The organism is Hydrogenophaga sp. (assembly GCF_018780385.1).
In the GTDB taxonomy this organism is placed as follows: domain Bacteria; phylum Pseudomonadota; class Gammaproteobacteria; order Burkholderiales; family Burkholderiaceae_C; genus Hydrogenophaga.
Window position 1 is genome coordinate 105,994 of record NZ_JADMJO010000041.1, and the last position, 24,627, is coordinate 130,620.

The following is a 24,627-nucleotide window of genomic DNA, read 5'->3' on the forward strand; positions in this document are numbered from 1 at the left end:
ATGGCGGCCGTCACGGTGGCGCTGCTCGGTGGCGAGTCCAGCGGCAAGACCACACTGGGCCTGGCCATCACCGACCACCTCAACTCCCTGGGCGTGCCGACCACGCTCGTGCCCGAGCATCTGCGCGCGTGGTGTGAACACGAAGGCCGTGCGCCGCTGGCGCACGAGCAGGCAGGCATCGCCGAAGAACAAACCCGATGGATCGAGGCCGCCGCGAACGGCACGGCTCAGGTGATCGTGGCCGACACCACGGCGCTGGTGGTCTCGGCCTACAGCGAACGGGTGTTCAACGACACCTCGCTGCACGGGCCTTCGCTGGCGCAACAAGGTCGGATCCAGCTCACCTTGCTGATGGGTCTGGACTTGCCCTGGCGCGCCGATGGCCTGTTTCGCGAGGGCCCGGCGGCACGGGCCGGCATCGACACAGTGCTCCGCCGCGAACTGCAGGCGGCGGGCATTCCATTCCAGACCGTCTACGGGCCGGCAGCGGCACGTTTGCAGCACGCGCTGCGCGCGGTGGGCGTGTTGCTGGGCCGCCCCTTGGTGGCGCGTGACCCGCAGCTGGAAGCGGGCACAGGCCGCTGGACCTGCGAGAACTGCAGCGACCCGGAGTGCGAACGGCGGCTGTTCAGCCGGCTCGTGACGAACCGGCCGGGTTGATCAGTGTTTTTGGTCGCTCGCAGGTGCCTGCTGCGCTGGCTGCAGAAACACCTGAGCCGCATCCACCGGATCGAACTGGTACTGAGCGCCACAGAATTCACAACCCACCTCCACCTGCCCCTGCTCGCTCAGGATGGAATCGATCTCGTCGCGACCCAGGCTGCGCAGCATGTTGCCCACGCGTTCGCGCGAGCAGGTGCAGGCAAAACGCGGGCCGTTTTCGCCCGTCATGGGTTCGAAGCGGCGCACGTCTTCTTCCCAGAACAGGCGGTGCAGGATCGTGTCGGCGTCCAGTGTCAGCAGCTCTTCACGCTTGAGGCTGGACGCCAGGATGGCGATGCGGTTGTAGTCCTCGTTCAAGCCGATCTGGTCTTCGTCACGCGCGCCCGATTGGCCCGCGAGGTTGCCACTGCCCTGCAGCGGCAAGCGCTGGATCAACAAGCCGGCGGCCACGTGTTCGTTGGCCGCGAGCACCAGCCGCGTGTCGAGTTGCTCGCTCTGCAGCATGTAGTGCTCGATCACTTCACTCAGCTTCTCCAGTTTCTCGCGCTGGTCGCCATACAAAGGCACCACGCCCTGGTAGGGCTGCTGGCCGGGCAGGCGGTCCTTGGGGTCGAGCGTGATGGCGCAACGGCCCTGGTTGGTCACGTTGACCATGTGCGATAGCGGCGCGTCGGGGGCCACGTCACCCATGACGGTGGCGGTGGCGCGCAGGGTCAGGTCTGGCTGCACCTCGGCCACGGCCAGCTTCACTGGCCCGTCGCCCATGATCTGCATGATGAGTGCGCCGTTGAACTTGATGTTGGCCTGCATCAGCGTGGCCGCAGCCGTCATTTCGCCCAGCAGTTCGGTCACGGCCGTGGGGTAGCCTCCGCCGTCGCGGTGGCGCTGCAGGATCTCCTGCCAAGCGTCGGTCAGGCGCACCAGCATGCCGCGCACAGGCATGCCTTCAAAGACGAATTTGTGGAGTTCGGACAAGCGGGGCTTTCAGGGATCGTTCGAAAAAACGCAATCGTGGCAGATCGGGGTCAGCCGATCTTTTTCAAGGTCTTGCGAAAACGCGCGGCGTTGTCGGTGTAATGCTGGGCACTCATGCGCAGGCCTTCGATCTGCTCGGGCGAGAGCGTCTTGGCCACGCGCGCCGGACTGCCCAGAATCATGGTGCCGTCCGGGAATTCCTTGCCTTCGGTCACCAGCGAGCCGGCGCCCACCAGGCAATGTTTGCCGATCTTCGCGCCGTTGAGCACCACCGCGCCAATGCCGATCAGCGAACCGTCCCCGATGGTGCAGCCGTGCAGCATCACCTGATGGCCCACGGTCACGTTTTCGCCGATGTTCAGCGGCAGACCCACGTCGGCGTGCAGCACGCTGCCGTCCTGGATGTTGCTGCCGCGGCCGATCGTGATGGTTTCGGTGTCGCCACGCACCGTGACGCCGAACCACACGCTGCTGTCTTCACCCAGCACCACGTTGCCGATCACCTGGGCGTTGTCGGCCACCCAGGCCGATTCGGCCACGCGGGGCGCGGTGCCGTCGAGTTCGTAAAGGGCCATGTCTGTTGTCTCCGTTGGCTGATTTGGGGATGCTTCCTAGAATTGTAGGGATGCAAGCCCCCGCCGCCCTGTCCCCCGCACCTTTCGTTTCCCTGCGAGCGCAGGCGCTGCAGGCCCTGAGCACCAGCGAACCAGATGACAAGGTCCATGCCACCCACGCGCTCTTTGAGGCCTTGCGGGCGGGCCACACCCACCTGGACACCGCCGAGCGCCTGACGCCCGACACCACCCGGCCCCTGCCCGGGCGACCAGCGCGGCCCGTGCTCATTGCCCCGGTCGACGTACCGCAACGCTCGGCGTTCACGCCCGAAGGTTTTGCGATGCTGCTGCACGCGGTGGCGCACATCGAATTCAACGCAATCGATCTGGCCCTGGATGCCGTCTGGCGCTTCCCCGACATGCCCGCCGAGTACTACACCGACTGGCTGCAGGTGGCGCACGAAGAGGCCATCCACTTCGGCCTGCTGCGCACGCACCTGCAAAGCCTGGGCCACGACTACGGCGACTTCGCGGCGCACAACAGCCTGTGGGAGATGTGCCTGCGAACACAACACGACGTGACGGCCCGCATGGCCCTGGTGCCACGCACCATGGAGGCGCGCGGCCTGGACGCCACGCCGCCGATGCAGGCGCGCCTGCGCAAGGTGGGCACGCCCGCGGCGCTGCGGGCGGTGGAAATTCTTGATGTGATCCTGCGCGACGAGATCGGCCATGTGGCGGTGGGCAACCGCTGGTACGGCTGGCTGTGCGAGCGGCAGGGCATTGAGCCGCTGGCGCACTACCGGCGCTTGGCGCGCGAGCATTCGGCGCCGCGCCTGAAGCCACCGTTCAACGAGCCGGCGCGACGGGCGGCAGGCTTCAGCGACGCCGAGCTGACCGCCATGCACCAAGCCTGACCCCCGATAATCGGGGATGACTTCCGCATCCCCGACCGCTTTCAGCACACTCCCCCTCTCACCCGCCTCGCTGGCCAACCTGGAGCAGCTCGGCTACCTGGAAATGACGCCGATCCAGGCCGCCGCCTTGCCACCCGCCCTGCTGGGCAAGGACATCATTGCCCAGGCCAAGACCGGCAGCGGCAAGACCGCCGCGTTTGCCCTCACCCTGCTGGCCAACCTGAACGCGCGCCGCTTTGCAGTGCAAACGCTGGTGCTGTGCCCCACGCGTGAGCTGGCCGACCAGGTGACCACCGAAATCCGCCGCCTGGCGCGCGCCGAAGACAACATCAAGGTCGTCACGCTGTGTGGCGGTGTGCCGCTGCGCGGGCAGCTGGCCACGCTGGAGCACGGTGCGCACATCGTGGTGGGCACACCGGGCCGCATCATGGACCACCTGGAACGCGGCAGCCTGCCGCTGGACGCGCTCAACACCCTGGTGCTCGACGAAGCCGACCGCATGCTCGACATGGGCTTCTTCGACGACATCGTGACCGTGGCCAAGCAGTGCCCGAAGACACGGCAGACCTTGCTGTTCTCTGCCACGTATCCCGAAGGCATCGCCAAGCTGAGCGCGCAGTTCATGCGTGAACCGGTCACGGTGAAGGTCGAGGCGCAGCACGCGGGCGCGCAGATCGAACAGCGCTGGTACGAGGTGAAAGACACCGATCGCCTGGACGCCGTGAGCAAGCTGCTCGCCCACTTTCGCCCTGCGAGCACGCTGGCCTTCTGCAACACCAAGGCGCAGTGCCGCGACCTCGTGGCCGTGCTGCAAGCCCAGGGCATCAGCGCGCTCGCGCTGTTTGGCGAACTGGAACAGCGCGAGCGCGACCAGGTGCTGGTGCGCTTTGCCAACCGGAGCTGTTCGGTGCTGGTGGCCACCGACGTGGCCGCGCGCGGCCTGGACATCACCAGCCTGGCCGCCGTGATCAACGTGGACGTGACGCCGGACGCCGAGGTGCACATCCACCGCATCGGCCGCACCGGCCGCGCGGGCGAAAGCGGCCTGGCGCTCAACCTGGTCAGCATGGACGAGATGGGCAGCGTGGGCAAGATCGAGCAGCTGCAGGGCCGCGAGTCGAAGTGGCAACCCTTGAGCGAACTCGTGCCCACCGGCAAAGGCCCGCTCGTGCCGCCCATGGTCACGCTGCACATCCAGGGCGGCCGCAAGGAAAAGATCCGTCCCGGTGACGTGCTGGGCGCGCTCACCGCCGACCTGGGCTACACCCGTGAACAGGTGGGCAAGATCAACGTGAACGAATGGTCGACCTATGTGGCGGTGGACCGCAACATTGCCGAGCAGGTGGCCAGCCGGCTCAACGACGGGCGCATCAAGGGCAAAAGTGTGAAGGTGCGGGTGCTGGAGGACTGATCAGGCAGGGCAAAAAAACATTCTGTTCACATATGCGAACTGGCCTGCATGCGCCAATGAACAGCAGAGGCATCCATGACGCAAGATGTGCAGGGTCTACAGCTTGAACCGCCCCGGGTTTGAACTGACCCCCAGAAGTTGGACGATCGCCATCCCGCCAATCAGGCGGTGTTTCTCAGCCGGTATTCCACCGGGCTGAGCCCTTGCAATCCGAGCTTGATGCGCTCGTGGTTGTAGTAGCGGATGTAATCGTGCACGCCCGCTTCGAGTGCCGCGATGCCGCGCGTCATCTGCCGATGCCTGAAGCTTGTCATCCAAAAAACTGCGGAGGTTCTCCCCGCGCCCGCGGGCAATTTTCAGAACGTCACTTCGGGATGGACACAAGAAAAGGCGAAGGCGACAATCCGCCCTCAACCGACTTTGGATGAGCTGGAGGGACTGCGGATGTACGTCACCAACACGGATCTTCTTCCTCCGCTGTTCGATCAGGTCCTTGACTATTTCGAGGTCAAGCGCTCGGGAACGCTGTTTCGGGAGGACATCGTCAAGGGCATTGAGAACGGCATCGTCCATGCGGCGGCGATGTACTGCCGTGCGCAGACCTCGAATGCGCTTCGCCCCCAGGGTGCTCCCTTGGGTCAAACCCCGGTGTCAGGAAACCTGGAGCCCGTTTCGCTCAGGACCGAAGACCGGCTCTCTGGTTCGGATCTTTCCCGGGCGGCATTGGTCCAGCAGTTGCAGTCGAATGTCGAGCTGACACAGGGCAATCCCACAATCGACACCACGTTGATCGAGATCGCCTTGCTGTTGATCGAGGCACAGATCGACCTTCGTTTGCAGGGTGGCGCGTCTTTCAAGATTGCCGGCATCGAATTCTCGCGAGGGTCCGACGAGAAGACCGCGAATGGCGCTGATTGGTGCCGGTCGATTCTTGCGCCAGCCATGCGGGGCGCCGCCGACGACAAACCTTCTGTCTGGTCTGCATTCGCTAAAAAACGAAAGCCCGCTGGCATACGCGTGCTGGTCGACACCATTCAACTCAGTGCAACGCTGCGAACCGCCGCCCCGTACAGAATCACCGTCGACCGCCATCTGGTCGAACCCCTGCTCGCGGCACCACGGGCTCATGATGGGATCCGACTGCTCCATGTCTCGGATTTGCACTTGATCGCGGAGCTGGATGAGGCAGGTCGAAAGCTGGTCAAGCCGCTGCTGACACCCACGCACAGCTTCGAGGCCGCGCGATACGTGGCGTCGGCGGTCGCATCATTGCAGCCACGCTACGACGCGCTGGTCGCGACGGGCGACCTCACCACGGACGGAGCGCGCGGGTCGTTCGAGACGGTTCTGCAGTACGTCCAGAGCGGATCGATCACCGGTGCGAATCCGATGCGGATCGCGGCTTATGGTCTGAACGCATCCAGATCCCAGCGAATCCTGCTGCCAGGAAACCACGATCGTTATGCAAAGCAGGATTTTCCCGGCCAGCGGCTGGACTTCACCTGCGAGGAGGTTCTTCAAACTCCGCGCCTGTACCCCTACCTGCTCGGTTACAGGCCACACGACCGTGGGGACGACTCGTTTGCGCTGCTCTTCCTGGTCTTCGACTCGAACCTTCAGGCAGGCAGAGACGGCTCCAGATTCAATGCCAAAGCTTGGCTTCGCGCGCTGGCCAAAGGTGATGTGAAGGACGCCGAATTGACGGAGGCCCGCAGGCTGATGAAGGCCACCGTGGAAGCGGGAGAAGTGGAACGCATCGGGGGCGGAACGCTCAAGTTTGACCCTTTGAAGACCATTCGCATCGCACTGCTGCACCACCACCCGGTGACCAAGTTCGTTCTTCCACAGCCCGCTTCGGCCGCGCCCACACTCGGGGAACGCCTCAAAGCGTTGGTGTTTGACCCGGTGGAGAAGTACACCGCAGAGAAAACGGCCGCAAACATGGCGATGGAGAACTCCGACGCGTTCCTCGAGTGCTGCTCCGACTGCGGCGTGCAGCTGATTCTGTTCGGGCATCAGCACTATCCGTATCAGCGCCTGGTGACCCGATTGTCAGATCCGGGTTCAGCGGCGCCCGCCACTGCGCCGATGGTGGGACGCTCCGAGCACATGCGCGCCTTCTGTTGCCCCACCGCCTTGCAATACGATGCGCCCGCCAACGGCTTCTACGTCTTCGACTTCCTCTCTGAGAACCAGTTCGAATGGACCATGTACGGGAGCCATCGGGTCGGTGGTCAGCTTGCGGGCCCCATGAAGCAGCTCCAGCAAAGGAGTTTCGATCTTTCGGCGGAGCCGACACCAGAGGAACTCGATCAGCAGTACCGGTTCGGCGCCGTTTAGCCAACTGCGGGCGCGGCTCTTCAGAACGTCACCTTTACCGAAGGCGAACTCCGCTTGGCCTCGCCGTGGAACACGGCTTCGATGTTGTTCCCGTCGGGATCGATGACGAAGGCAGCGTAGTAGCCTGGGTGGTACTTGCGTTCACCCGGCGCGCCGTGGTCCTTGCCGCCTGCTGCGAGTGCGGCTGTGTGAAACGCGTCGACCATGGCGCGGTCCTGCGCCTGAAAAGCCAGGTGGTGGCGACCCGTGAGTGCGCCGTCCGCGGCCTCACTTTCAGCCGTGGAGACGAACAGTTCATCCGCCCAGAAGTAGCCCTCACCAGTACCACCCATCGGCACCTTGAGGACCTTGAACACGGCGTCATAAAAAGCCTGACTGGCCGGAAGGTCCCTCACGACGAGCTGGATGTGGTCGATCAGCCGGCCTCGGTGCAGTTCCTGTGTTTCCATGGTGAGCTCCTGTTACTCAACGGGTGAAAGGAGACAACATCCTAGCGGGGTGTACACCTCCTGACCACGTCGTTGAGCACACGATCAAGATCACCGGCTTCGACGGGTTTGCGCAGCACAGCGGCAAACAAGGCCTTCAGGTGCTGCTCGTCCGCCTCGTCCAGATTGCCGCTCAACAACACGACCGGCGGCGGCTGGTCCATGGAGCGTATGCGTTGGCCCAGACCCACACCGTCGAGCCGCGGCATCGACAGGTCGGTGAGCACGACGTCCCAGCGCCCGGCAGACTGCACCAGATAGCCCCAGGCCTCTTCGCCGTCCCGTGCGCGCGTCACGTTCCAGCCCTTGCGCTCCAGCAATGCACTCCACGATTGGCGGACCAGTTGGTCGTCGTCGACGAACAGCAGTTCGCGCCTTCGGTTCTCTGCGTCGGGGAGCGTTGTGGGGGGAGGAATGGAGGCATCGGCACTGGCCGGCAGGTAAAGGCAGAAACGGGTCCCTTCTCCCAACGCGCTGGACAGGCCAATGTGGCCTCCGTGATGCGCCACGATGCCCTGCGCAACCGACAGTCCCAGCCCGGTTCCGCGACCAACACTCTTGGTGGTGAAGAAGGGCTCGAACACCCGGTCGGCGACGTCGGGCGTCATTCCGGGGCCGAAGTCGCGTACCTCGATCGTCAGGAATCGCCCTTCGCCCAGGTGAGCAACCCCCGGTGGCGGGGTCTGATCCCCCCCGAGCGGCAGGAAGACCTCGTCGATGGTGATCTCGATCCGGCCCTTGCCCTCCATGGCGTCAGCAGCGTTGATCAACAGATTCACCAGCACTTGCTGCAATTGCGTCGGGTCGCCTTCAACCACGTCTGGATTCACCCGGTGGATGGCAACGATTTCGCACTCGCGCGTGAGGCCGGCGCTCACGAGCCGGCGCGTGTCTTCCACCAGGCTCCTCAAGTGCAGCTTCTGCAGTTTGGGCGTGGTCTTGCGGCCAAAGGCCAGCAACTGGCGTATCAGGCCATCGGCATACTTCGTGGCCTTCAGCGCTTGTCCCAGTGATTCATGGCCGGGGTGTTTCTCTTCGAGATCTTCCATCGTGAGCCGCACCCAGCCCGTCACAGCCGCCAGCGAGTTGTTGATGTCGTGAGCAATGCCACCGGCCAGCCGGCCGAGTGCCTCGGATTTCTGGCTCTGCATCAACTGCGCCTGAATCGCCTCTTGCCTCTCGAAGGAAAGCCGCTGCTCATGCGCGTCCGTCCGCACGCGCTGCAACAGTTGATTGACGACCGATGCGAGAGAACTGATCTCGTCATGCCCCTGAACCAGCACGGGCGGTGCTGCAGTGGGGCCGTCGTGGGTGATGACTTCGATGTCGCTGCAGAGGCGCTGAAGCCGTTTGAGCAGAAACCGGTCAAGGATGAGCACCAGCAGCAGGCTGGCCAACAACGCGGTCAGGGCGACCGTCATCATGCCTTGCCGGTTCAGCGCCTGGCCGTGTTCCTGCAGGCGGCGATCCAGCCCGAGGACCAGTTCTGCCACGGGAAGACCCTGGTGATCTTCCAGCAAGACATGCAGATCGTCCCGTTCGGCGTTCACCCGCTCCACATGAAACGGCTCCTGTGAGTGGCCGGGTGATTCGAACGACAGACGCGCCGGCATCATCAGGACGTCGGCCAGGAGGTGGACCTCCGCCTCGTCAAAACGGCGCACCATGACCATGACGCCCTGCGCCACCCCAGTGGCCTGGTTGGGCAGACGAATACCGGCTGCGATCACGATCTCCAAACCCCCATCCGCCAGGCGCAGGGTCTGGAGCACCTTGCGATCTTTACCGGTCAGGACGATCTGGGCCAACTCCCGCAGGGGCGCAATGCGTTCTGCCCCCAGCGTGGCCAGTGGCCCCTCCCCTTCCCGCTTCACCGTGGCCAGCGCGCGACCGCGGCCATCGAACACCAGCACCTCGGAGATGCGCAGGTATCCCATGTTGTCGGCATCAAAGTTGTCCGCCATGAACTCGGGTTGCTTGCCGCGAACAAAATTCACCGCATCGACCCAGTAGGCGTAGTCCTGGGTGGTGGCCCTCAAGGCCTGCACCTGTTGGGCAAACACGCGCTTGGCGCGTTCACCCTCGCGCGTTGCGTGTTCGACCTCCAGCCGGTCGAACGAGTCCTGCACGAGGTAGCGGGCGCCCAGCATCCCGCCGCCCGCGCACACGGCGACGGCTGCGAGGATCAACGCCCAGGCCTTGTGTTGTAGTTTCATGGTGATTGGTCATCGACGCTTCTACGGGAAAGTGAAGTGGCGCACGCAAGGCGGCCGACCACACCGTGATCTGGCCGACAATTAAGCCATGACCGATCAGAACCCCACCCCACCTCCCCTCCCCGACCGCCTCTCCATCGACGCCCGCAGCCCACACCATGTGGCCGCGGTATTCGAGCACGACATTGGCATCCGCTTCAACGACAAGGAGCGTTTCGACGTGTCCGAGTACTGCATCAGCGAAGGCTGGGTGAAGGTGCCTTCGGGCAAGACGGTGGACCGCAAAGGGCAGCCGCTGCTCATTCAGCTCAAAGGCAAGGTCGAGGTCTTCTACAAATAGAGACCATTTGCCCTGAACGCCCGGCGCGTGATCGACTCGATACAAGCCTATGCGCCGCAGATTCCTTTTTTCAGCCGCCCTGGGCACCACCCTGGGCCGACTGGCATGGGCTCAGCCCGTCGATGACCGACCCTCCAGGCCCCCTGGCTACACCGTTTCGGCCGACGTGCTGCAGCGCTCGGTGGCGCAGCGCTTTCCGATGCGCTACCCGGTGCAGGGGCTGCTGAACCTGGACCTTCAGCCGCCGCGCCTGAGCTTGCTGCCCGAGCAGAACCGCCTGCGTGCCGAGATGGTGGTGGAGGCCACCGGCCCGGCCCTCAACCGCAACCACCGGGGCAGTTTCGACCTGGACTTTGCGCTGCGCTATGAGACGAGCGACCGCACGCTGCGCGCTCATCAGTTGCGCGTCGACCGCCTGCGCTTCCCCACCCTGCAGCCGAGCGTGGTGGAGTTGCTCAACGCCTACGGCCCGGCGCTGGCCGAACAGTCGCTGCGGGAGGTGGTGCTGCACCGGTTGCAGCCGCAAGACCTGCGCCTGGCCGATGCGATGGGCATGCAACCCGGCGCGATCACGGTGACGCCCACGGGCCTGTCGATCGCCTTCGTTCTCAAGCCCTTGTGAGGCGCGGGCGCAAAATGGCCCGATGAAAGCTCCCCCCCGACTGCAATCCCTCGTTGAAGAGGGTCTCATCGACACCGTGGTGCGCCAGCTCATGAGCGGCAAGGAAGCCATGGTGTACGTGGTGCGCTGTGGCGACGAGACGCGCTGCGCCAAGATCTACAAGGAAGCGAACAACCGCAGCTTTCGCCAAGCGGTGAACTACACCGAAAACCGCAAGGTGAAGAACTCGCGCCAGGCGCGCGCCATGGCCAAGGGCACCAAGTTCGGCCGTGAGTCGCAAGAAGCCGCGTGGCAAAGCGCCGAGGTCGATGCGCTCTACCGGCTGGCCGCCGCGGGCGTGCGGGTGCCGCAGCCGTTCAACTTCTCCGAAGGCGTGCTGCTGATGGAACTGGTGACCGATGCGCAGGGCGACGCGGCACCCCGGCTCAACGACGTGTCGTTCACGCCCGAGCAGGCGCGCCAGCACCACGCCACGCTCGTTAGCGAGGTGGTGCGCATGCTGTGCGCGGGTGTGGTGCACGGCGACCTGTCGGAGTTCAACATCCTGCTGGCGCATTCGGGCGAAGACCACACCGACGACTTCCCCGTGATCATCGACCTGCCGCAGGCGGTGGACGCCGCTGGCAACAACCACGCCCAGCGCATGCTGTTGCGCGATGTGGCCAACCTGCGCGACTTCTTCGGCCAGTTCGCGCCCGAGCTGCTGAGAACGCAGTACGGACCCGAGATCTGGAGCCTGTACCAGAGCGGCCTGCTGAGCAACGACACACCGCTGAGTGGCCGCTACGAGCGCGCGCCGGGCGCGGTGGACCTGGGCAGCGTGATGCGCGAGATCGACGACGCGCGCGACGAAGACGCGGCCCGCCGCCTGCGCATGGCGCAGCACTAAGACCGCTGCCGCCCGTCGCTCGCTCCGGATTACCCGTTGGACCGTGTAAGGAATGCGGGCTGTGGTCGACTCACGCCCATGAACACCTTGCACGCCCTCAACCGCCGCCAGACCATGAAACTGCTCTCATTGCTCGGCCTGAGTTCGCAGGCCGTCCTCCCCGTGGCCGACGTCGTGGCCGCCACCGCCCCCTGGAAACTGAGCGAGGCCGAGTGGAAGAAGCGACTGACCCCGGCCCAGTTCGACGTGCTGCGTGAAGAAGGCACGGAGCGCCCGGGCAGCAGTCCGTTCAACGCCGAAAAGCGCACGGGCACCTACCACTGCGCCGGCTGTGATCTGCCACTGTTTTCGTCCGACGCCAAGTACGAGAGTGGCACCGGCTGGCCGAGCTTTCACACGCCGCTGCCCGGTGCGCTGGGCACGAAGACCGATTTCAAGGCGATCTTCCCCCGCACCGAATACCACTGTGTTCGCTGCGACGGTCACCAGGGCCATGTGTTCAACGACGGCCCCAAGCCCAGCGGCAAGCGCTACTGCAACAACGGCGTGGCACTCAGCTTCAAGGCGGCAGCATGAACGCGCGCCTCTTGCCCCTCATGGCTTCGGTGCTGCTGTCCACTGGCGCTGCACAGGCTCAAACGACGCCCGCCACCGCCAAGGCCACTTTTGCAGGTGGCTGCTTCTGGTGCGTGGAGGCCGACTTCGACAAGATTCCCGGCGTCTTGTCCACCACCTCGGGCTACATCGGCGGCACGGTGGCCAACCCGACCTACCGACAGGTCTCGGCCAACGGCACGGGGCACGCCGAGGCGGTGGAAATCGTGTTCGACCCGGCCCAGGTGAGCTACGCCACCCTGGTGGAGAAGTTCTGGCGCACCATCGACCCGACCACGAAAGACCGCCAGTTCTGCGACGCCGGCAACCCCTACCGCACGGCAATCTTCACGCACGACGCCGCGCAGTCGGACGTGGTGAAACGCTCGCTGGCGGCGCTGGAGAAATCCAAGCCGTTCAAGGAACCGATCGTCACGCAGGTCGTGCCCGCCACCATGTTCTACGCGGCCGAAGACTACCACCAGGACTACTACCTGAAGAACCCGATCCGATACAAGTACTACCGCACGAGTTGCGGGCGCGATGCGCGTTTGCAGCAGCTGTGGGGTGCTGCAAAAAACTAGCGGCCGACGCCCGACGCAGCCCCGCGCCGGGCGCGTCATGGATCAGGTCTTCTTGATGGCGGCGAGCTTTTTCTTGATCAGCTCGAAACGAGACATCAAAGCCGAAATCTCCTCGTCCGACAACTCGAAGATTTCTGCGGCTTTTCTCAAATTCCCTCCATTGACCTTGCCGAATTCATCGGCGATGCCTTTCGGAATGGAACTGGGCCAAATGGATGTCCATTGCATATTTTTTTGATCTTTGGAGAGATCCATATAGACGTGGAGATCATCGCCGGTTTTTTTGCTGCCAAACGACATATCCCAATCGATTGACTTCACAGAATCGATTTTTCCGTCTTTTTTATTGACGATGAAATGCTTGAAATGGCGATCACAATCACCGACAAGCACGTTGAACACCAGCAGCCGCGCATAATTCCGCTTGAATTCCAGCGTCAGCAGATCGTTCCATTGGTCCATATGGAATACACCTTCTCTCACCATGCTCACAAAGGCTTGATGCAAGGCCATGTTGTTGGTCATCAAGCTTTCGAGGCTGTTGCCTGCCACGCGTGGTGACATGACACAGGCTCTGCCACCGAAATAGCCCATCGAAGCTTGGGGAATGATGTCCCAGCCGAGAATGTTGTGTGCGATGTGGCTTGCGAGCAAACACCGGGCTTCGAATTTCGGATTCTGTGGATCGATGCCGGTCATCTGGTTGGACAGCTGTGATTTTCGCTTCGACATCGGCGAATAGCACTTGAGGGCCACGCGTTCTCCCTCCTCTGTCTTGTAATAAACCAATGAAGCGCCACTGGAGCTCCCGATTTTTTCGTCCGGACCGAATTCAACCGTGGAGTCACAGAAGCGGGGTGCAGCATGCACATTCAACGGAATATTGTTCGCTGTCCAGGCCACAACGATGCTCATGGCCTGGTCTTTCGTCATCCCGGCCTTGCGCAAGATATCGATGAACTTCGCTCTCTGTGATTCCGAATCTTTCGGCTGGGCAACAACTGTGGGCGTCGCATGAGTCCCTGTGGGTGCGGGGGTCGGATGGGTACCGGGGGAGGTGGCGGCCGGGAGATCGGGTTCGTACAACTGCTCGAGCGCGTAAGCGGTGAGGCTGTCGAAATACGACTTCGTGGCTTGTGCGAAATTGCTGATGAGCTCACTCAGCTGGTATCCCGCATCGGCTGGGGCAGTGGCTTCCGCTGCGGCAGCCGGCCGGGGAAACGAGGGATCGAGGTCGGTGCGCGTTGCCTTGATCTGGGCCAGGATGCGCGCGTGTTTGCCGAGCGTCCAGCGCGGGGCGTGCGAATACAGCACGCCGGGCAGGCGGTCCGGGTTCGCCCGGTGCGCGCGCGGGCTGGGCATGGGAAACACCGGGTTTTGCCAGGTGAAGGGGGTGGATGGACTTCCATCGGACCCTGCGGATGCTTGAGACGTGGTGTTGGTGGTGAATTCCATTGAAACAACTCCGTTTGTGGATAGGCGCCCGACGCTGCGCGCATCGGGCATGCGTGGGATCAGGTCTTCTTGATGGTCGCCAGCTTCTTCTTGATCACCGCAAAGCGGGACATCAAGGCGGCCACCTCCTCCTCGGTCAGTTCGAAGATGGTCGCTGCTTCCTTAAGGTTTTCCTCATTGACCTTGCCGAATTCATTGCAAATGGCCTGTGGAATGCAGCTGGGCCAGGACGATCCAGGCTGGCGGGTCTTTTGGTCTATATAGAGCACATCATCTGTTTTTTTACTGCCAAACGAGATATCCCAATCGATGGACTGGATGAAATCAGGCTTATGGCCTTTCACATCGATGATGAATTGCTGAAAATGACGGTCATAGTCACCGACGAGCACCGTGAACACCAGCAGCCGGATGTAGTTTTCCTTGAATTCACGGGCGAAATGATCCCCCCATTCGTCCACATGAACAATTCCACCGCGCATGGCGCCCAGAAAAACCTGAGCGAAGTCGAGATTGTTGCTGATTGAATTCAACAAATCGACTCCTTCGATGCGCGGTGTAACGACACATGCCCTTCCGCCGACATACCCCAAGGAAGCTTTCGGAAGGATGTCCCAACCGAGGATGTTGTGCGCGATATGGCTTGCCAAGAGGCAACGTGCCTCGAATTTCGGATTTTGCGGATCAATGCCGGTCATCTGGTTGAGCACACTGAGTTTCTGCTCCGAGGCCGGTGGATAACACTTGAGAACCAGCTTTTCGCCCTTCCCCGTTTGGTAATGAACCAAGGAAGCCCCGCTGGTGCTTTTAAGTTTGTCTTCCGGCAGAAACTCGAACGCAGGGTTGTGGATGCTGGGCACGGTGGAGGGATGCAAGGGAATGCCATTCGCCGTCCACGCGATCACGATGTTCGTCGCTTGGTCCCTTGTCACCCCGTTCTGGCGCAAAGTCTTTATGAAGTTGGTTTTCTGAGTCTCTAAGGCCTTGGAAGCACCGCTGGGTGCAGCGGCCGGGAGATCAGGCCCGTACAACTGCTCGAGCGCGTAGGCGGTCAGGCTGTCGAAATACGACTTGGTACTTTGGGCGAAATTGCTGATGACCTCGCTCAGCTGGTATCCCGCAGTGGCTGAGGCAGTGGGTTCCGGTTCAGCAGCGGGCCGGGGAAACGAAGGGTCAAGGTCGGTGCGCGTGGCCTTGATCTGGGCCAGGATGCGCTCGTGTTTGCCCGGCGTCCAGCGCGGGGCGTGCGAATACAGGACGCCGGGCAGGCGGTCCGAGTTCGCCCGGCGTGCGCGCGGGCTGGGCGCGGGAAAGACCGGGTTTTGCCAGGTGAAAGGAACCGATGAGGCGCCTTCGACCCCTGCGGACGCTGGGGAAGTGGTGTTGGTGGTGAATTCCATTGAAAACTCCCTTTATTGATGAGATGAAATGCGCAGCGTGCCCACAACAGCGCGTTGGCAGGGCGGGCAGATCAAAGCGACTTTTGCCAATGCCGGGCATTGCTGGCCGTTGTCTGCATGATCCGGCCGACAGCCTGCACGATTTCAGGCTGGTTGGTGACATCGGTGCTGAAGGCGTAGATCAGATCGCCATCGCTGACGCCAAATCCCGCGTTCGATCGCTGTCGCATCAATTCCAGGTTTTGCGTCACGATACCCCGCAGAACGTCGGACATGTGTTCGGCCGGAACAGCGCCGAACAGGCAACACACCGTCACGCGATCGACATTCGCGCTGTTGGTAACCACGGTGAAATCCACGTCGTCGATTTCGAGGTTGATCGAATCGCTGGTGGCCGGGACAGTCGATTTCTTGAAATTGGGGCCGAGTTTGAGCAAAGAAGCTTCGAATTCCGAGAGTTTCATGATGGTGATTCCAGATGTAGGAGAGATGGGGGCAAATACCGCGCATGCCACGGCGGGCACAGAATGGCACGGCTGGCACGGCAAAGACATCAAGCGATCGGCCTACCGCGGCGAGCGGATTCACCGCGGCCAAGCCCGCACGGTAGTGGGCACGATGCACGGCTCCAGCAGCTATGGAACCCGATCGAAAACTACCCTCGTGGGTGGTGCTGCGCCACGATGGTCTTGAGGCGTTCACGGGCCACGTGGGTGTAGATCGTGGTGGTGGAGATGTCGGCATGGCCGAGCAGCATCTGCACCGCGCGCAGGTCGGCGCCGTGGTTGATGAGGTGCGTGGCAAACGCGTGGCGCAGGGTGTGGGGCGAGAGCGGTGACGTGATGCCCGCGGCCAGCGCGTACTTCTTCACCAGCTGCCAGAACATCGCGCGTGTCATGGCCTCGCCGGCGCGAGACCCGCGCGAGGTGACGAACAGGTCTTCGCTTTGCAGGCCATTCAATATTTCGCCGCGCGCCTGCCCCATGTAACGCTGCAGCCACTGCCCCGCCACCTGCCCGAACGGCACCAGCCGCTCCTTGTTCCCCTTGCCGGTGATGCGCAGCACGTGTTCGTTCATGCCCACGTGCCAGGTCTTCAGCGTCACGAGTTCGCTCACGCGCAAGCCGCTGGCGTAGATGAGTTCGAGCATGCAACGGTCGCGCAGGCCCAGCGGGGTGCTCACATCGGGCGCGTTGAGCAGGGCTTCCACCTGCGCTTCCGACATCGTCTTGGGCACGCGCAATGGCTGGCGCGCCGGTGAAAGGCGCAGCGTCGGATCTGCGGAGATGAAGCGTTCGCGCAGCGCCCAGCGGAAGTAGCGCTTGAAGACCGTGAGCCGCCGGTTGGCGGTGGTGGCGCGTGTCTGGCCGTGGCGCTCGCTGAAATAGCCGTTGAGATCGGCCTCGGTGCTCTCGGGCAGGGTCTTGCCCCGCCCGGCCAGCCACTGGCCGAGCAGAACAAGATCACGCCGGTACGCGTCCAGCGTGTTGCGCGAGAGGCCCTCTTCGAGCCAGAGCGCGTCGACAAAAGCCCCGGCAAGGTCCTCGCTGGTCGATGCCAAGGCCGGGTTCATCACTCCAGCTTGAGCTTCTGCTTGGCGACCACCTGCTTGTAGACCTCGAACTCGGCCTTGATCTGCGCCGTGAACTCGGCCGGCGTGTTGGCCACGATCAGCGAGCCCGTGTCTTCCACGCGCTTCCTCACAGCCGGGTCATTGAGGGCCTGCTTGGTCGCGCTGGACACCTTGTCCACCACCTCCTGCGGCAGGCCCTTGGGACCGATGAGACCGTAGTAAGCCATGCGGTTCACCGGCTCCAGGCCCACTTCCTTGAAGGTCGGCACATCGGGCAAGACCGACAGGCGCTGCGGTGCGGCCACCACGATGGCAATCAGTCGGCCGGCCTTGATGTGCGGCAGGGCCGAGGGCAGGTTGTCAAAGATGATCGGCACCTGACCACCCACGGTGTCGTTGAGTGCCGGGCCTGCGCCACGGTAAGGGATGTGCGTGATGAAGGCGCCGGTCAGGCTTTTGTAGAGCTCGGTCTGCAGGTGGCCGATGCCGCCCGTGCCCGAACTGGCGTAGCTGTACTTGCCGGGATTCTTCTTGATCTCGGCCAGAAAGCCCTTGTAGTCCTTGGCCGGGAAGCTGGGGTGCACGGCGATCACGTTGGGCGTGGCCGCGATGTTGATGATGGGCGTGAAATCGGTGAGCGTGTTGTAGGGAATCTTGGCGTTGATCGCCGGGTTGGCGGCGGTGGTGGACACCGTGGCCATGCCCAGGATGTAGCCGTCGGCCGGGGCGCGGGACAGCTCCAGCGCACCCACCACCCCACCGCCACCGGCCTTGTTTTCCACGATCATGCTTTGCCCCAAAGCCTTGCCGAGCGCCTCGGACATGACACGGGCAATGATGTCGGTGGTGCCGCCGGGTGCAAACGGAACTTGCAGACGAACGACCTTGTTGGGGTATGCCTGAGCCCAGGCGGTACCACCCACAGCCACCGAGGCGGTGGCCAGACCGATTGCAACCAGTTGACGACGAGAAACCATGAGACTTGCTCCTTGCTTGAGACATCGATAAAGACAGGCGGGGGTCAGCCTGATCCGCGCGAGCGGGGTACGGTCGCGCGATGCGAGCCTGCAATGTAGCCTGTGAGCACCCGCACGAACATGGGACAACTACATAAGTGGAAACCCCCGACACGCTATGCTCGCCCGGTGAACTTCGCCCAGCTGCTCTTCCCCGACTTCTCGCTCATCCTTTGTGGCTACCTGGTCTGCCGCTTCACCGCCCTCAACCGCAAGGTCTGGGAGCAGGTGGAGAGCCTGGTGTACTACTTTCTGTTTCCCGTGCTGCTGTTTCACAGCATCGTGAAGAGCCCGCTCGATCTGGGCCAGGCGTCCAGCCTCATGGGTGCGGGCATCTCACTGGGCTTGTGCGGCATTGCGCTGTCGTACTCACTGACCCACTGGCCCTGGGTTGGCAAACGGCTGGATGTGCGTCTGCACGCGGCCAGCGCCCAGGTGGGTTTTCGCTTCAACTCCTTCATTGCACTGGCCCTGGCCGAGAAGATGGCCGGCCCGCCGGGCCTGCTCATGATCGCGGTGCTCATCGGCGTGTGTGTGCCGCTGTTCAACGTGGGCGCGGTCTGGCCGATGGCGCGGCACGCCAACAAGGGCTTCCTGCGCGAGTTGCTGCGCAATCCACTCATCATCGGCACTGTGTCTGGCCTGGTGGCCAACCTGCTGGGGTTTTCCGTGCCATTCTGGCTCGAGCCCACGGTCAACCGCATCGGCCAGGCTTCGCTGGCGCTGGGGCTCATGGCCGCTGGCGCGGGCATGCAGTTCGGCATGCTGGCCAGCGCCAAGACGCTGGGCGGCCTGGTGCTGGCGGTCAAGCACCTGGGCATGCCGCTCATGGCGCTCGGGCTGGCGTTGCTCTTCAGGCTCGACCCGACCCAGACCACCATCCTGCTGATGTTTTCCGCCGTGCCCACCGCGTCCAGTTGTTATGTGCTGGCCGCGCGCATGGGCTACAACGGACCTTACGTGGCGGGGCTGGTCACGCTGTCCACCTTGCTGGGCATCGTGAGCCTGCCATTTGCCCTGGGCGTGCTCAGACCCATGGCCGGCGCATGATCAACATCCTCCTCTGAAAGCCACCATGAACCCGTTGCGCCGTCCCGCTGCTCTCCTCTCCGCCTTGGTGCTGGGTCTGTCGTTCGCCACCTCGGCGGCCCACGCCCAGGCCATCGGCGAAGTGGACACGGTGTTCAAGTGGCTGGGGCCCGACCACAAGATCGTGGTCGACGCGTTTGATGACCCCAAGGTCAAGGGCGTCACCTGTTACGTGTCGCGCGCCAAGACCGGCGGCATCAAGGGCGGGCTCGGTCTGGCCGAAGACAAGTCGGACGCCAGCATCGAGTGCAAGCAGGTGGGCGCCGTGTCGTTTGTGGGCGATCCCCTGCGTCAGCAGGAAGTCGTGTTCACCGAGCGCACGTCGCTGGTGTTCAAGAAGCTGCAGGTGGTGCGCATGGTCGACAAGACCCGCAACACCCTGGTCTACCTGAGCTACTCCGACCGGGTTATCGAAGGCTCACCCGACAACAGCGTCACCGCCGTGCCGCTGCCACCCGGTACAACGATTCCCATGCGCTGATCACCGGGCCGGCGCCACCAGGTCCATGCGCCGCTGCAAGCGTGCTGCAGCCTGGGTGTCGCCAGCCGCCTGGGCGCGTTGCTGCTGCACCTGCAACCAGGCCAGCAAGGGCCGGCGCCAGCCCCGCGCCGACGCGGTGTCCACCGCCCGGTCCATCACGCCGGGCGTGGCGCGACCGCTGCGAAACAACACGCCGGCGGCCACCAGTTGTGAGAGCGGGTCCTGGATCGATGCCAGCGCAGCGTCCGGCGTTGCATTGCCCACGAGAGCGCGGTGCGCCTCGGGCAGCAAGGCCGCATCCGCCGCTTGCGCGTTGCCCGCCAGATACCGCGCATAGGCGAGCTCGGCCGGCGCCGCGTCTTGCGCAAGCGCTTCAAAGCCGACACAAGGTTCCACCACCAGACTGGCCACGCGCGTGGCGCAGCGCAGCAGCTCCAGCCGCGCCACCAGTGCCACCTGCCCGGTGCGCGCCACCTCGGCACGCGCCCGGTTGAATTCCGCCATCTCGATCCGGCTGTTGCCACTGAGCCAGGCTTCCGTGGCCCGCTCGCTGCTGCCCTTGGCCTCGCCCGGCCAGTCGGGTGGGGGTGGATTGCTGGAGCAGGCGGCGAGCGCAAGCAGGAGTGCAGTGGCGCTCCCCACCCAGAAATACCGCGGAGCCGGCTTTGCCGGGCCGCAGGTATTGCCCCCTTGAGGGGGTGACGGGACCGAAGGGACCGGCGCGGGGGTGTTCATGGAAGCCTTATTTCTGTGTCGCGCGCAAAAGGCCACTTGCGGTTGATCTCGTTGATGAGCCCATCGACCTTGCGCAGGCTGGATTCCACCTCACCGCGCAATGCACCGAGATCGGTGGTGGCCTCGCGCGTGTTGCTGGCAATGCCCTGCGCCTCCACCAGCACCGCGTCCACCTTCTGCAGGCTGGTGCGGGCCTCGGCCAGCAGGCCATTGAGTTGCTGCACGGTCACGCGTGCATCGGCGACCAGCCCACCCTGGTCCGTGCCCTGGCCGAACACCTGCTTGTTCGCATTGCTCACCAGGCTGTCCATGCGCGCGGTGAGCGTTTCGGCGCGCGCCAGCAGCGCGTTGGCGCGCTCGACGGTGATCACCAGCTTCTTCGCGTCTTCGTCGTTGCCCATCAGCACCCCCATGGCGCCCTGCGGTCCCTTGAGTCGCTCGGTGGCGCTCTGCACGTTGGTCAGCGCGGCGTCCAGCGCGGCATCCTTCTTGGTGAGCGCGGCCACGTTGTCCAACACCTCGCGCATGCTGGCCGCCAGCTTCGGAATTTCGGCGGCGGTGTCGCCACGCAGCACGGTGCGCTCGGCACCGTCGGGCAGTGCCGGGTCGTCCAGCACGCCGCTGTAAGCACGGATGCGCGTGCCGCCCACCAGGCCGCGCTCCATGGTGAAGATGCTGGAGGTGCGCAGCCATTTGGCTTGCTTGGTCGGCACGTCGATCAGGATACGGGCGTTGCCGTCCGCGCCCAGCTCGATGCGCGCCACGCGCCCGATGGCAAAGCCGGCGAAGGTCATGTCCATGCCCACCACCACACCTTCGGAGTCGTCGGAGATCAGCACCAGCCGCTGCGTGTCTTCAAACATGCCGCGCGCAAACATCACATACAGGCCCGATCCGATCACGAGCACGAGCAGGGCCACCAGCAGCAGCGCAGCCTTGAACTCGAGGTGCTTCACCTCGGGCGAGTCGGGAGCGGTGGGTTCGTTGGGCGTGGGGTTCATCGTGTTCAGTAGTAGTTGCCCACCAGCGAGACCACTTCAATGAGCAGCACCACGGAGAACAGGCGGGCGAATTCGGAGATGTCGCTGCGCTGGGCATACAGGCCCTGAGCATCCTGTTGCGCACTGCCGGCCAGGGGCACAACGGCCACGGCCAGGCTGAAGAACAGCGTCTTGAGCGCAAAGATCAAGGTGACCGCAGGCGTGAACACCTGGCCCACGCTGCGGGTGTAGCCGGGCAGGCCCCAGTGCGAAAAGCCGTAAACCGTGAGGTAGGTGAGCACCAGCGCGATCACGCAGCTCAGGGCGGCAAGCATCAGCACCGAGAACACCGAGGCCAGGGCGCGCGGCAGCAGCTCGGTGGTCAACAACACGCCTTGGCCCAACTCCTGGCCCGCACGCTGGTGAACAGACAGCTGCTCACGCACCAGTTGGGCGCCCGGCATGGCGTAGCGCACCGCGACAAACATCGCGGCATACAGCGGAATGAGCTCAAGCACCAGCGTGCGCACCAGCACCTCCAGCGCGTATTGCGACAGGCCATAGCTGTAGGCCGTGGCCACCACGATGCGGATCAGCACCAGGCTGATGAGCGCCGACAGCACCAGAAACCCGGTGAGCAGCGGCGCCGTGGCCTTGTAGACATGCAGGAGCACGCTCAGGCGACGGGGGCCCGCGGCGTAGCTCGACGGCGTGAGCGCCATCGCCACGATCTGCGCGCCAAGCATGACCACATGCCACCAGGTGACCCACGACAGGCGCACCCGGTGACCCCAACGGGTCATGAGGGTCTGACTGGCGGAGACGGGGTTCATCGCTGGATGATAGTCCGCAGTGTGTGAAGGTTCGGCGAGCATGCCGTGTGCAAAGGTGACAGCGGGCTGGTGAAAACGCGCATGGCCAAAGCCGGCGATTCGGCTTCAATCAGACCACTGACCCAAGCCAGCATCCATCCCTCCAGGAGCCCACGCATGTCCTCGTCCCTTCACCCGGTGGTGCGCCGCCAGACCATTGCCGACGCCTTGCACCGCACCGCCCTGCGTTTGCCGGGCAAGACCGCCATCGTCTGCGGCACCACCCAATGGACCTACGCCGAGTTCGACGCGCTGGTCAGTCGCCTGGCCGCGGGTCTGGCCCGGCTGGGTGTGGACCAGGGGGACAAGGTGGCCGTGCTGGCGCGCAATTCCCACGGCTTCGCGGCCCTGCGCTTTGCCCTGGCGCGCCGTGGCGCGGTGTTGGTGCCGATCAACTTCATGCTCAAGGCCGACGAGGTGGCCTACATCCTGCGTCACGCGGGCGCCCGCACGCTCGCCACCGACAGCGGCCTGGCCGCGCTGGCGCGCGACGCCGCAGCGCTGGACACCGTGGTGGAGCGATTCATCTGGCTGCCCAGCGAAGACCCCAGCGAGCCCGACCCCGTCATGCACCGTTTCGACCACCTCGCCGCCTGCGCTGACCCGTTGCCCGAGGTGACCTTGGGCAGTTTTGATCTGGCCCAGATCGTCTACACCAGCGGCACCGAGTCCACGCCCAAAGGCGCCATGCTCACGCACGACGCGGTGCTGTGGCAGTACGTGAGCTGCGTGATCAACGCCGAGATCGCAGAAGTTGACCGCGCACTGCACGCGCTGCCGCTCTACCACTGCGCCCAGCTCGACGTGTTCTTCGGCCCCGCCATCTACATCGGCAGCAGCAACGTGATCACGGCCAAACCGGTGCCCGACAACCTGCTGGCGCTGATCGAGCGCATGCAGATCACCAGCTTCTTTGCGCCGCCCACGGTGTGGATCGCGCTGCTGCGTTCGCCCTTGTTCGATGCCACGAAGCTCAAGAGCCTGGTCAAGGGCTACTACGGCGCGTCCATCATGCCGGTGGAGGTGCTCAAGGAACTGGCCTCGCGCCTGCCTGCCGTGCGGTTGTGGAACCTGTACGGTCAGACCGAGATTGCGCCACTGGCCACCATGCTCGGGCCCCAGGACCAGTTGCGCAAACCCGGCTCCTGCGGCAAGGCCGTGCTCAATGTGGAAACGCGGGTGGTCAACGACACGATGGAGGACGTGGTCGTGGGCGAGGTCGGCGAAATCGTGCACCGCTCGCCCCACCTCATGCTGGGCTACTTCAACGACCCCGAGCGCACTGAAGCTTCATTTGAAGGCGACTGGTTCCACAGTGGCGACCTCGCGGTGATCGACGACGAGGGTTACATCACCGTGGTGGACCGCAAGAAGGACATGATCAAGACCGGCGGCGAGAACGTGGCCAGCCGCGAGGTGGAGGAAATGATCTACCGCCTGAGCGGTGTGAGCGAGGTGGCGGTGATCGGTCTGCCCGACGCCAAGTGGGTCGAGGCGGTCACGGCGGTGATCGTGGTCAAGGCCGGGCAACAACTCACCGAGGCCGAGGTGATCGCACACTGCAACCTTCACATGGCCACGTTCAAGAGCCCCAAACGCGTGGTGTTCACCGACAGCCTGCCCAAGAACCCCAGCGGCAAGCTGCTCAAGCGCGAGCTGCGCCAGCACTACGCCGGCTGACGCCGCGCGCTCACAGCGTCTCGTGGTGGCCGGCGCTGCCGCGTTTCCAGTAGGCGGAGGCACGCACGCGGGCCTTGTCCAACCCATGCCGCTCAACCAGCGCCTGGCGCACCGCCACCATGCTGGCGGCCTCGCCGGCGGCCCAGGCAAAGCCCTCGCCGGCCGGCAGCGTCAACGCGGCCACCTGGCGCGCCAGTGCATCGGTGGAGCCAGTCTCGATCCAGTGCGTCTGCAGGCGCGCGCGGGTGCTGAAGCTGCGGCGGTCGCCCGCGTCGCAGGTTTCGATCACGGTGATCGCCTGCGCGGTCGCGGGCAACTCTTCGAGCCGCCGCGCAATGGCCGGGATGGCGGTCTCGTCTCCCACCAGCACGTGCCAGTCGAAGCCCGTGGGCACCACGAACGAGCCACGTGGCCCACCCAGACCGACCTCGTCGCCGGGTTTGGCGGCTTCCGCCCAGCGTGAAGCCACGCCGTCGCCGTGCAACACGAATTCGATGTCGAGCACACGGGCCGCAGCATCGAAGTGGCGCGGCGTGTAGTCGCGCATGGCCGGCTTCTCGGCGCCGGGCGGCAGCGCCAGGCCGTCGGGGCCGGGTTCGGGCAACACCAGGGGCTGGCCTGGTTGGGGCGGCAGCATGAGCTTGGCGTGGTCATCGAACGATGCGCTCACAAAGCCGTGCAGGGCATCACCGGCAAAACGGATGCGCAGGAAGTTCGCGCCGATGCGGTCGATGCGCTGCACCTGCAGGCGGC

General features: G+C 64.1%; 25 protein-coding genes and 1 pseudogene. 12 read left to right on the forward strand and 14 right to left on the reverse strand.

The features are described from left to right. Complete coding sequence (locus IV113_RS15215; protein WP_291086627.1) at positions 1–660, forward strand: ATP-binding protein; 660 nt, start codon at positions 1–3, stop codon at positions 658–660. Here the strand turns inward: IV113_RS15215 and IV113_RS15220 are convergent, their stop codons facing one another. Continuing rightward, a complete protein-coding gene (locus IV113_RS15220) occupies positions 661–1,638 on the reverse strand; it encodes an Hsp33 family molecular chaperone HslO (protein WP_291086629.1) in 978 nt (325 codons plus the stop codon). A gap of 50 nt (positions 1,639–1,688) precedes the next feature. Next, positions 1,689–2,213, reverse strand: a complete 525-nt coding sequence (locus IV113_RS15225; RefSeq protein WP_291086631.1) for a gamma carbonic anhydrase family protein — start codon at positions 2,211–2,213, stop codon at positions 1,689–1,691. A gap of 50 nt (positions 2,214–2,263) precedes the next feature. Here IV113_RS15225 and IV113_RS15230 point away from each other — a divergent pair, with 50 nt between their 5' ends. Together IV113_RS15230 and dbpA are read left to right on the forward strand one after the other, a co-directional pair. After that, positions 2,264–3,109 carry a ferritin-like domain-containing protein gene (locus IV113_RS15230; RefSeq protein ID WP_291086633.1) on the forward strand — a complete coding sequence of 282 codons (846 nt, stop codon included), beginning with the start codon at positions 2,264–2,266 and terminating at the stop codon, positions 3,107–3,109. A gap of 16 nt (positions 3,110–3,125) precedes the next feature. Continuing rightward, the gene (dbpA, locus tag IV113_RS15235) at positions 3,126–4,520 is read left to right on the forward strand and encodes an ATP-dependent RNA helicase DbpA (RefSeq protein ID WP_291086635.1); all 1,395 of its coding nucleotides are present in this window, start codon (positions 3,126–3,128) and stop codon (positions 4,518–4,520) included. 161 nt (positions 4,521–4,681) lie between these two features. Here dbpA and IV113_RS15240 read toward each other — a convergent pair. After that, positions 4,682–4,789, reverse strand: a pseudogene (locus tag IV113_RS15240) (IS3 family transposase); the annotation flags it as partial. A 7-nt stretch (positions 4,790–4,796) separates the two neighbouring features. Here IV113_RS15240 and IV113_RS15245 point away from each other — a divergent pair. After that, entirely contained in the window at positions 4,797–6,860 is a 2,064-nt protein-coding gene (locus IV113_RS15245) for a metallophosphoesterase (RefSeq protein ID WP_291086637.1), read from the forward strand. Positions 6,861–6,880: 20 nt separating this feature from the next. On the opposite strand, the gene IV113_RS15250 is transcribed toward IV113_RS15245, so the two are convergent. Next, a complete protein-coding gene (locus IV113_RS15250) occupies positions 6,881–7,309 on the reverse strand; it encodes a VOC family protein (protein ID WP_291086639.1) in 429 nt (142 codons plus the stop codon). Between the two features lie 41 nt (positions 7,310–7,350). Further along, entirely contained in the window at positions 7,351–9,564 is a 2,214-nt protein-coding gene (locus IV113_RS15255; protein ID WP_291086642.1) for an ATP-binding protein, read from the reverse strand. 88 nt (positions 9,565–9,652) lie between these two features. Here IV113_RS15255 and IV113_RS15260 point away from each other — a divergent pair, with 88 nt between their 5' ends. From IV113_RS15260 to msrA, 5 genes are all read left to right on the forward strand, one after another. After that, the gene (locus tag IV113_RS15260) at positions 9,653–9,904 is read left to right on the forward strand and encodes a DUF3297 family protein (RefSeq protein WP_291086644.1); all 252 of its coding nucleotides are present in this window, start codon (positions 9,653–9,655) and stop codon (positions 9,902–9,904) included. A 49-nt stretch (positions 9,905–9,953) separates the two neighbouring features. Then, the gene (locus IV113_RS15265) at positions 9,954–10,526 is read left to right on the forward strand and encodes a DUF1439 domain-containing protein (RefSeq protein WP_291086646.1); all 573 of its coding nucleotides are present in this window, start codon (positions 9,954–9,956) and stop codon (positions 10,524–10,526) included. 22 nt (positions 10,527–10,548) lie between these two features. Beyond that, entirely contained in the window at positions 10,549–11,415 is an 867-nt protein-coding gene (locus tag IV113_RS15270) for a PA4780 family RIO1-like protein kinase (RefSeq protein WP_291086648.1), read from the forward strand. A 78-nt stretch (positions 11,416–11,493) separates the two neighbouring features. Further along, positions 11,494–11,991: a peptide-methionine (R)-S-oxide reductase MsrB gene (msrB, locus tag IV113_RS15275; RefSeq protein ID WP_291086649.1), complete on the forward strand. Its 498-nt coding sequence runs from the start codon at positions 11,494–11,496 to the stop codon at positions 11,989–11,991. Continuing rightward, the gene (gene msrA, locus IV113_RS15280) at positions 11,988–12,593 is read left to right on the forward strand and encodes a peptide-methionine (S)-S-oxide reductase MsrA (protein WP_291086651.1); all 606 of its coding nucleotides are present in this window, start codon (positions 11,988–11,990) and stop codon (positions 12,591–12,593) included. The genes msrB and msrA overlap by 4 nt, the downstream gene beginning before the upstream one ends. Before the next feature lie 42 nt (positions 12,594–12,635). Here msrA and IV113_RS15285 read toward each other — a convergent pair whose 3' ends face one another. From IV113_RS15285 to IV113_RS15305, 5 genes are all read right to left on the reverse strand, one after another. Beyond that, positions 12,636–14,048: a hypothetical protein gene (locus IV113_RS15285; RefSeq protein ID WP_291086653.1), complete on the reverse strand. Its 1,413-nt coding sequence runs from the start codon at positions 14,046–14,048 to the stop codon at positions 12,636–12,638. Between the two features lie 59 nt (positions 14,049–14,107). Continuing rightward, complete coding sequence (locus IV113_RS15290; RefSeq protein ID WP_291086655.1) at positions 14,108–15,448, reverse strand: hypothetical protein; 1,341 nt, start codon at positions 15,446–15,448, stop codon at positions 14,108–14,110. Positions 15,449–15,519: 71 nt separating this feature from the next. Then, complete coding sequence (locus tag IV113_RS15295; RefSeq protein ID WP_291086657.1) at positions 15,520–15,912, reverse strand: hypothetical protein; 393 nt, start codon at positions 15,910–15,912, stop codon at positions 15,520–15,522. Positions 15,913–16,103: 191 nt separating this feature from the next. Further along, the gene (gene xerD / locus IV113_RS15300; protein ID WP_291086659.1) at positions 16,104–17,021 is read right to left on the reverse strand and encodes a site-specific tyrosine recombinase XerD; all 918 of its coding nucleotides are present in this window, start codon (positions 17,019–17,021) and stop codon (positions 16,104–16,106) included. Next, positions 17,021–17,998, reverse strand: a complete 978-nt coding sequence (locus IV113_RS15305; RefSeq protein ID WP_291086661.1) for a tripartite tricarboxylate transporter substrate binding protein BugE — start codon at positions 17,996–17,998, stop codon at positions 17,021–17,023. Before IV113_RS15305 ends, xerD begins: the two co-directional genes overlap by 1 nt. Positions 17,999–18,166: 168 nt before the next feature. On the opposite strand from IV113_RS15305, the gene IV113_RS15310 reads away from it, so the two are divergent. Further along, positions 18,167–19,087, forward strand: coding sequence for an AEC family transporter (locus tag IV113_RS15310; protein WP_291086663.1), 921 nt, complete (start codon positions 18,167–18,169; stop codon positions 19,085–19,087). Between the two features lie 25 nt (positions 19,088–19,112). Continuing rightward, positions 19,113–19,607, forward strand: a complete 495-nt coding sequence (locus IV113_RS15315; protein ID WP_291086664.1) for a CreA family protein — start codon at positions 19,113–19,115, stop codon at positions 19,605–19,607. Here the strand turns inward: IV113_RS15315 and IV113_RS15320 are convergent, their stop codons facing one another. The 3 genes from IV113_RS15320 to IV113_RS15330 all read right to left on the reverse strand — a co-directional run bounded on the left by IV113_RS15320 (position 19,608) and on the right by IV113_RS15330 (position 22,155). Next, entirely contained in the window at positions 19,608–20,249 is a 642-nt protein-coding gene (locus IV113_RS15320) for a hypothetical protein (protein WP_291086666.1), read from the reverse strand. An 89-nt stretch (positions 20,250–20,338) separates the two neighbouring features. Then, positions 20,339–21,343 carry a mammalian cell entry protein gene (locus tag IV113_RS15325; protein WP_291086668.1) on the reverse strand — a complete coding sequence of 335 codons (1,005 nt, stop codon included), beginning with the start codon at positions 21,341–21,343 and terminating at the stop codon, positions 20,339–20,341. Positions 21,344–21,348: 5 nt separating this feature from the next. Further along, entirely contained in the window at positions 21,349–22,155 is an 807-nt protein-coding gene (locus tag IV113_RS15330) for an ABC transporter permease (protein ID WP_291086670.1), read from the reverse strand. A gap of 156 nt (positions 22,156–22,311) precedes the next feature. Between IV113_RS15330 and IV113_RS15335 the strand changes: the two genes are divergently transcribed. Then, positions 22,312–23,874 carry an acyl-CoA synthetase gene (locus IV113_RS15335; protein ID WP_291086672.1) on the forward strand — a complete coding sequence of 521 codons (1,563 nt, stop codon included), beginning with the start codon at positions 22,312–22,314 and terminating at the stop codon, positions 23,872–23,874. 10 nt (positions 23,875–23,884) lie between these two features. Here IV113_RS15335 and IV113_RS15340 read toward each other — a convergent pair whose 3' ends face one another. Continuing rightward, entirely contained in the window at positions 23,885–24,622 is a 738-nt protein-coding gene (locus tag IV113_RS15340) for a siderophore-interacting protein (protein WP_291086687.1), read from the reverse strand. Positions 24,623–24,627 lie beyond the last annotated feature (5 nt).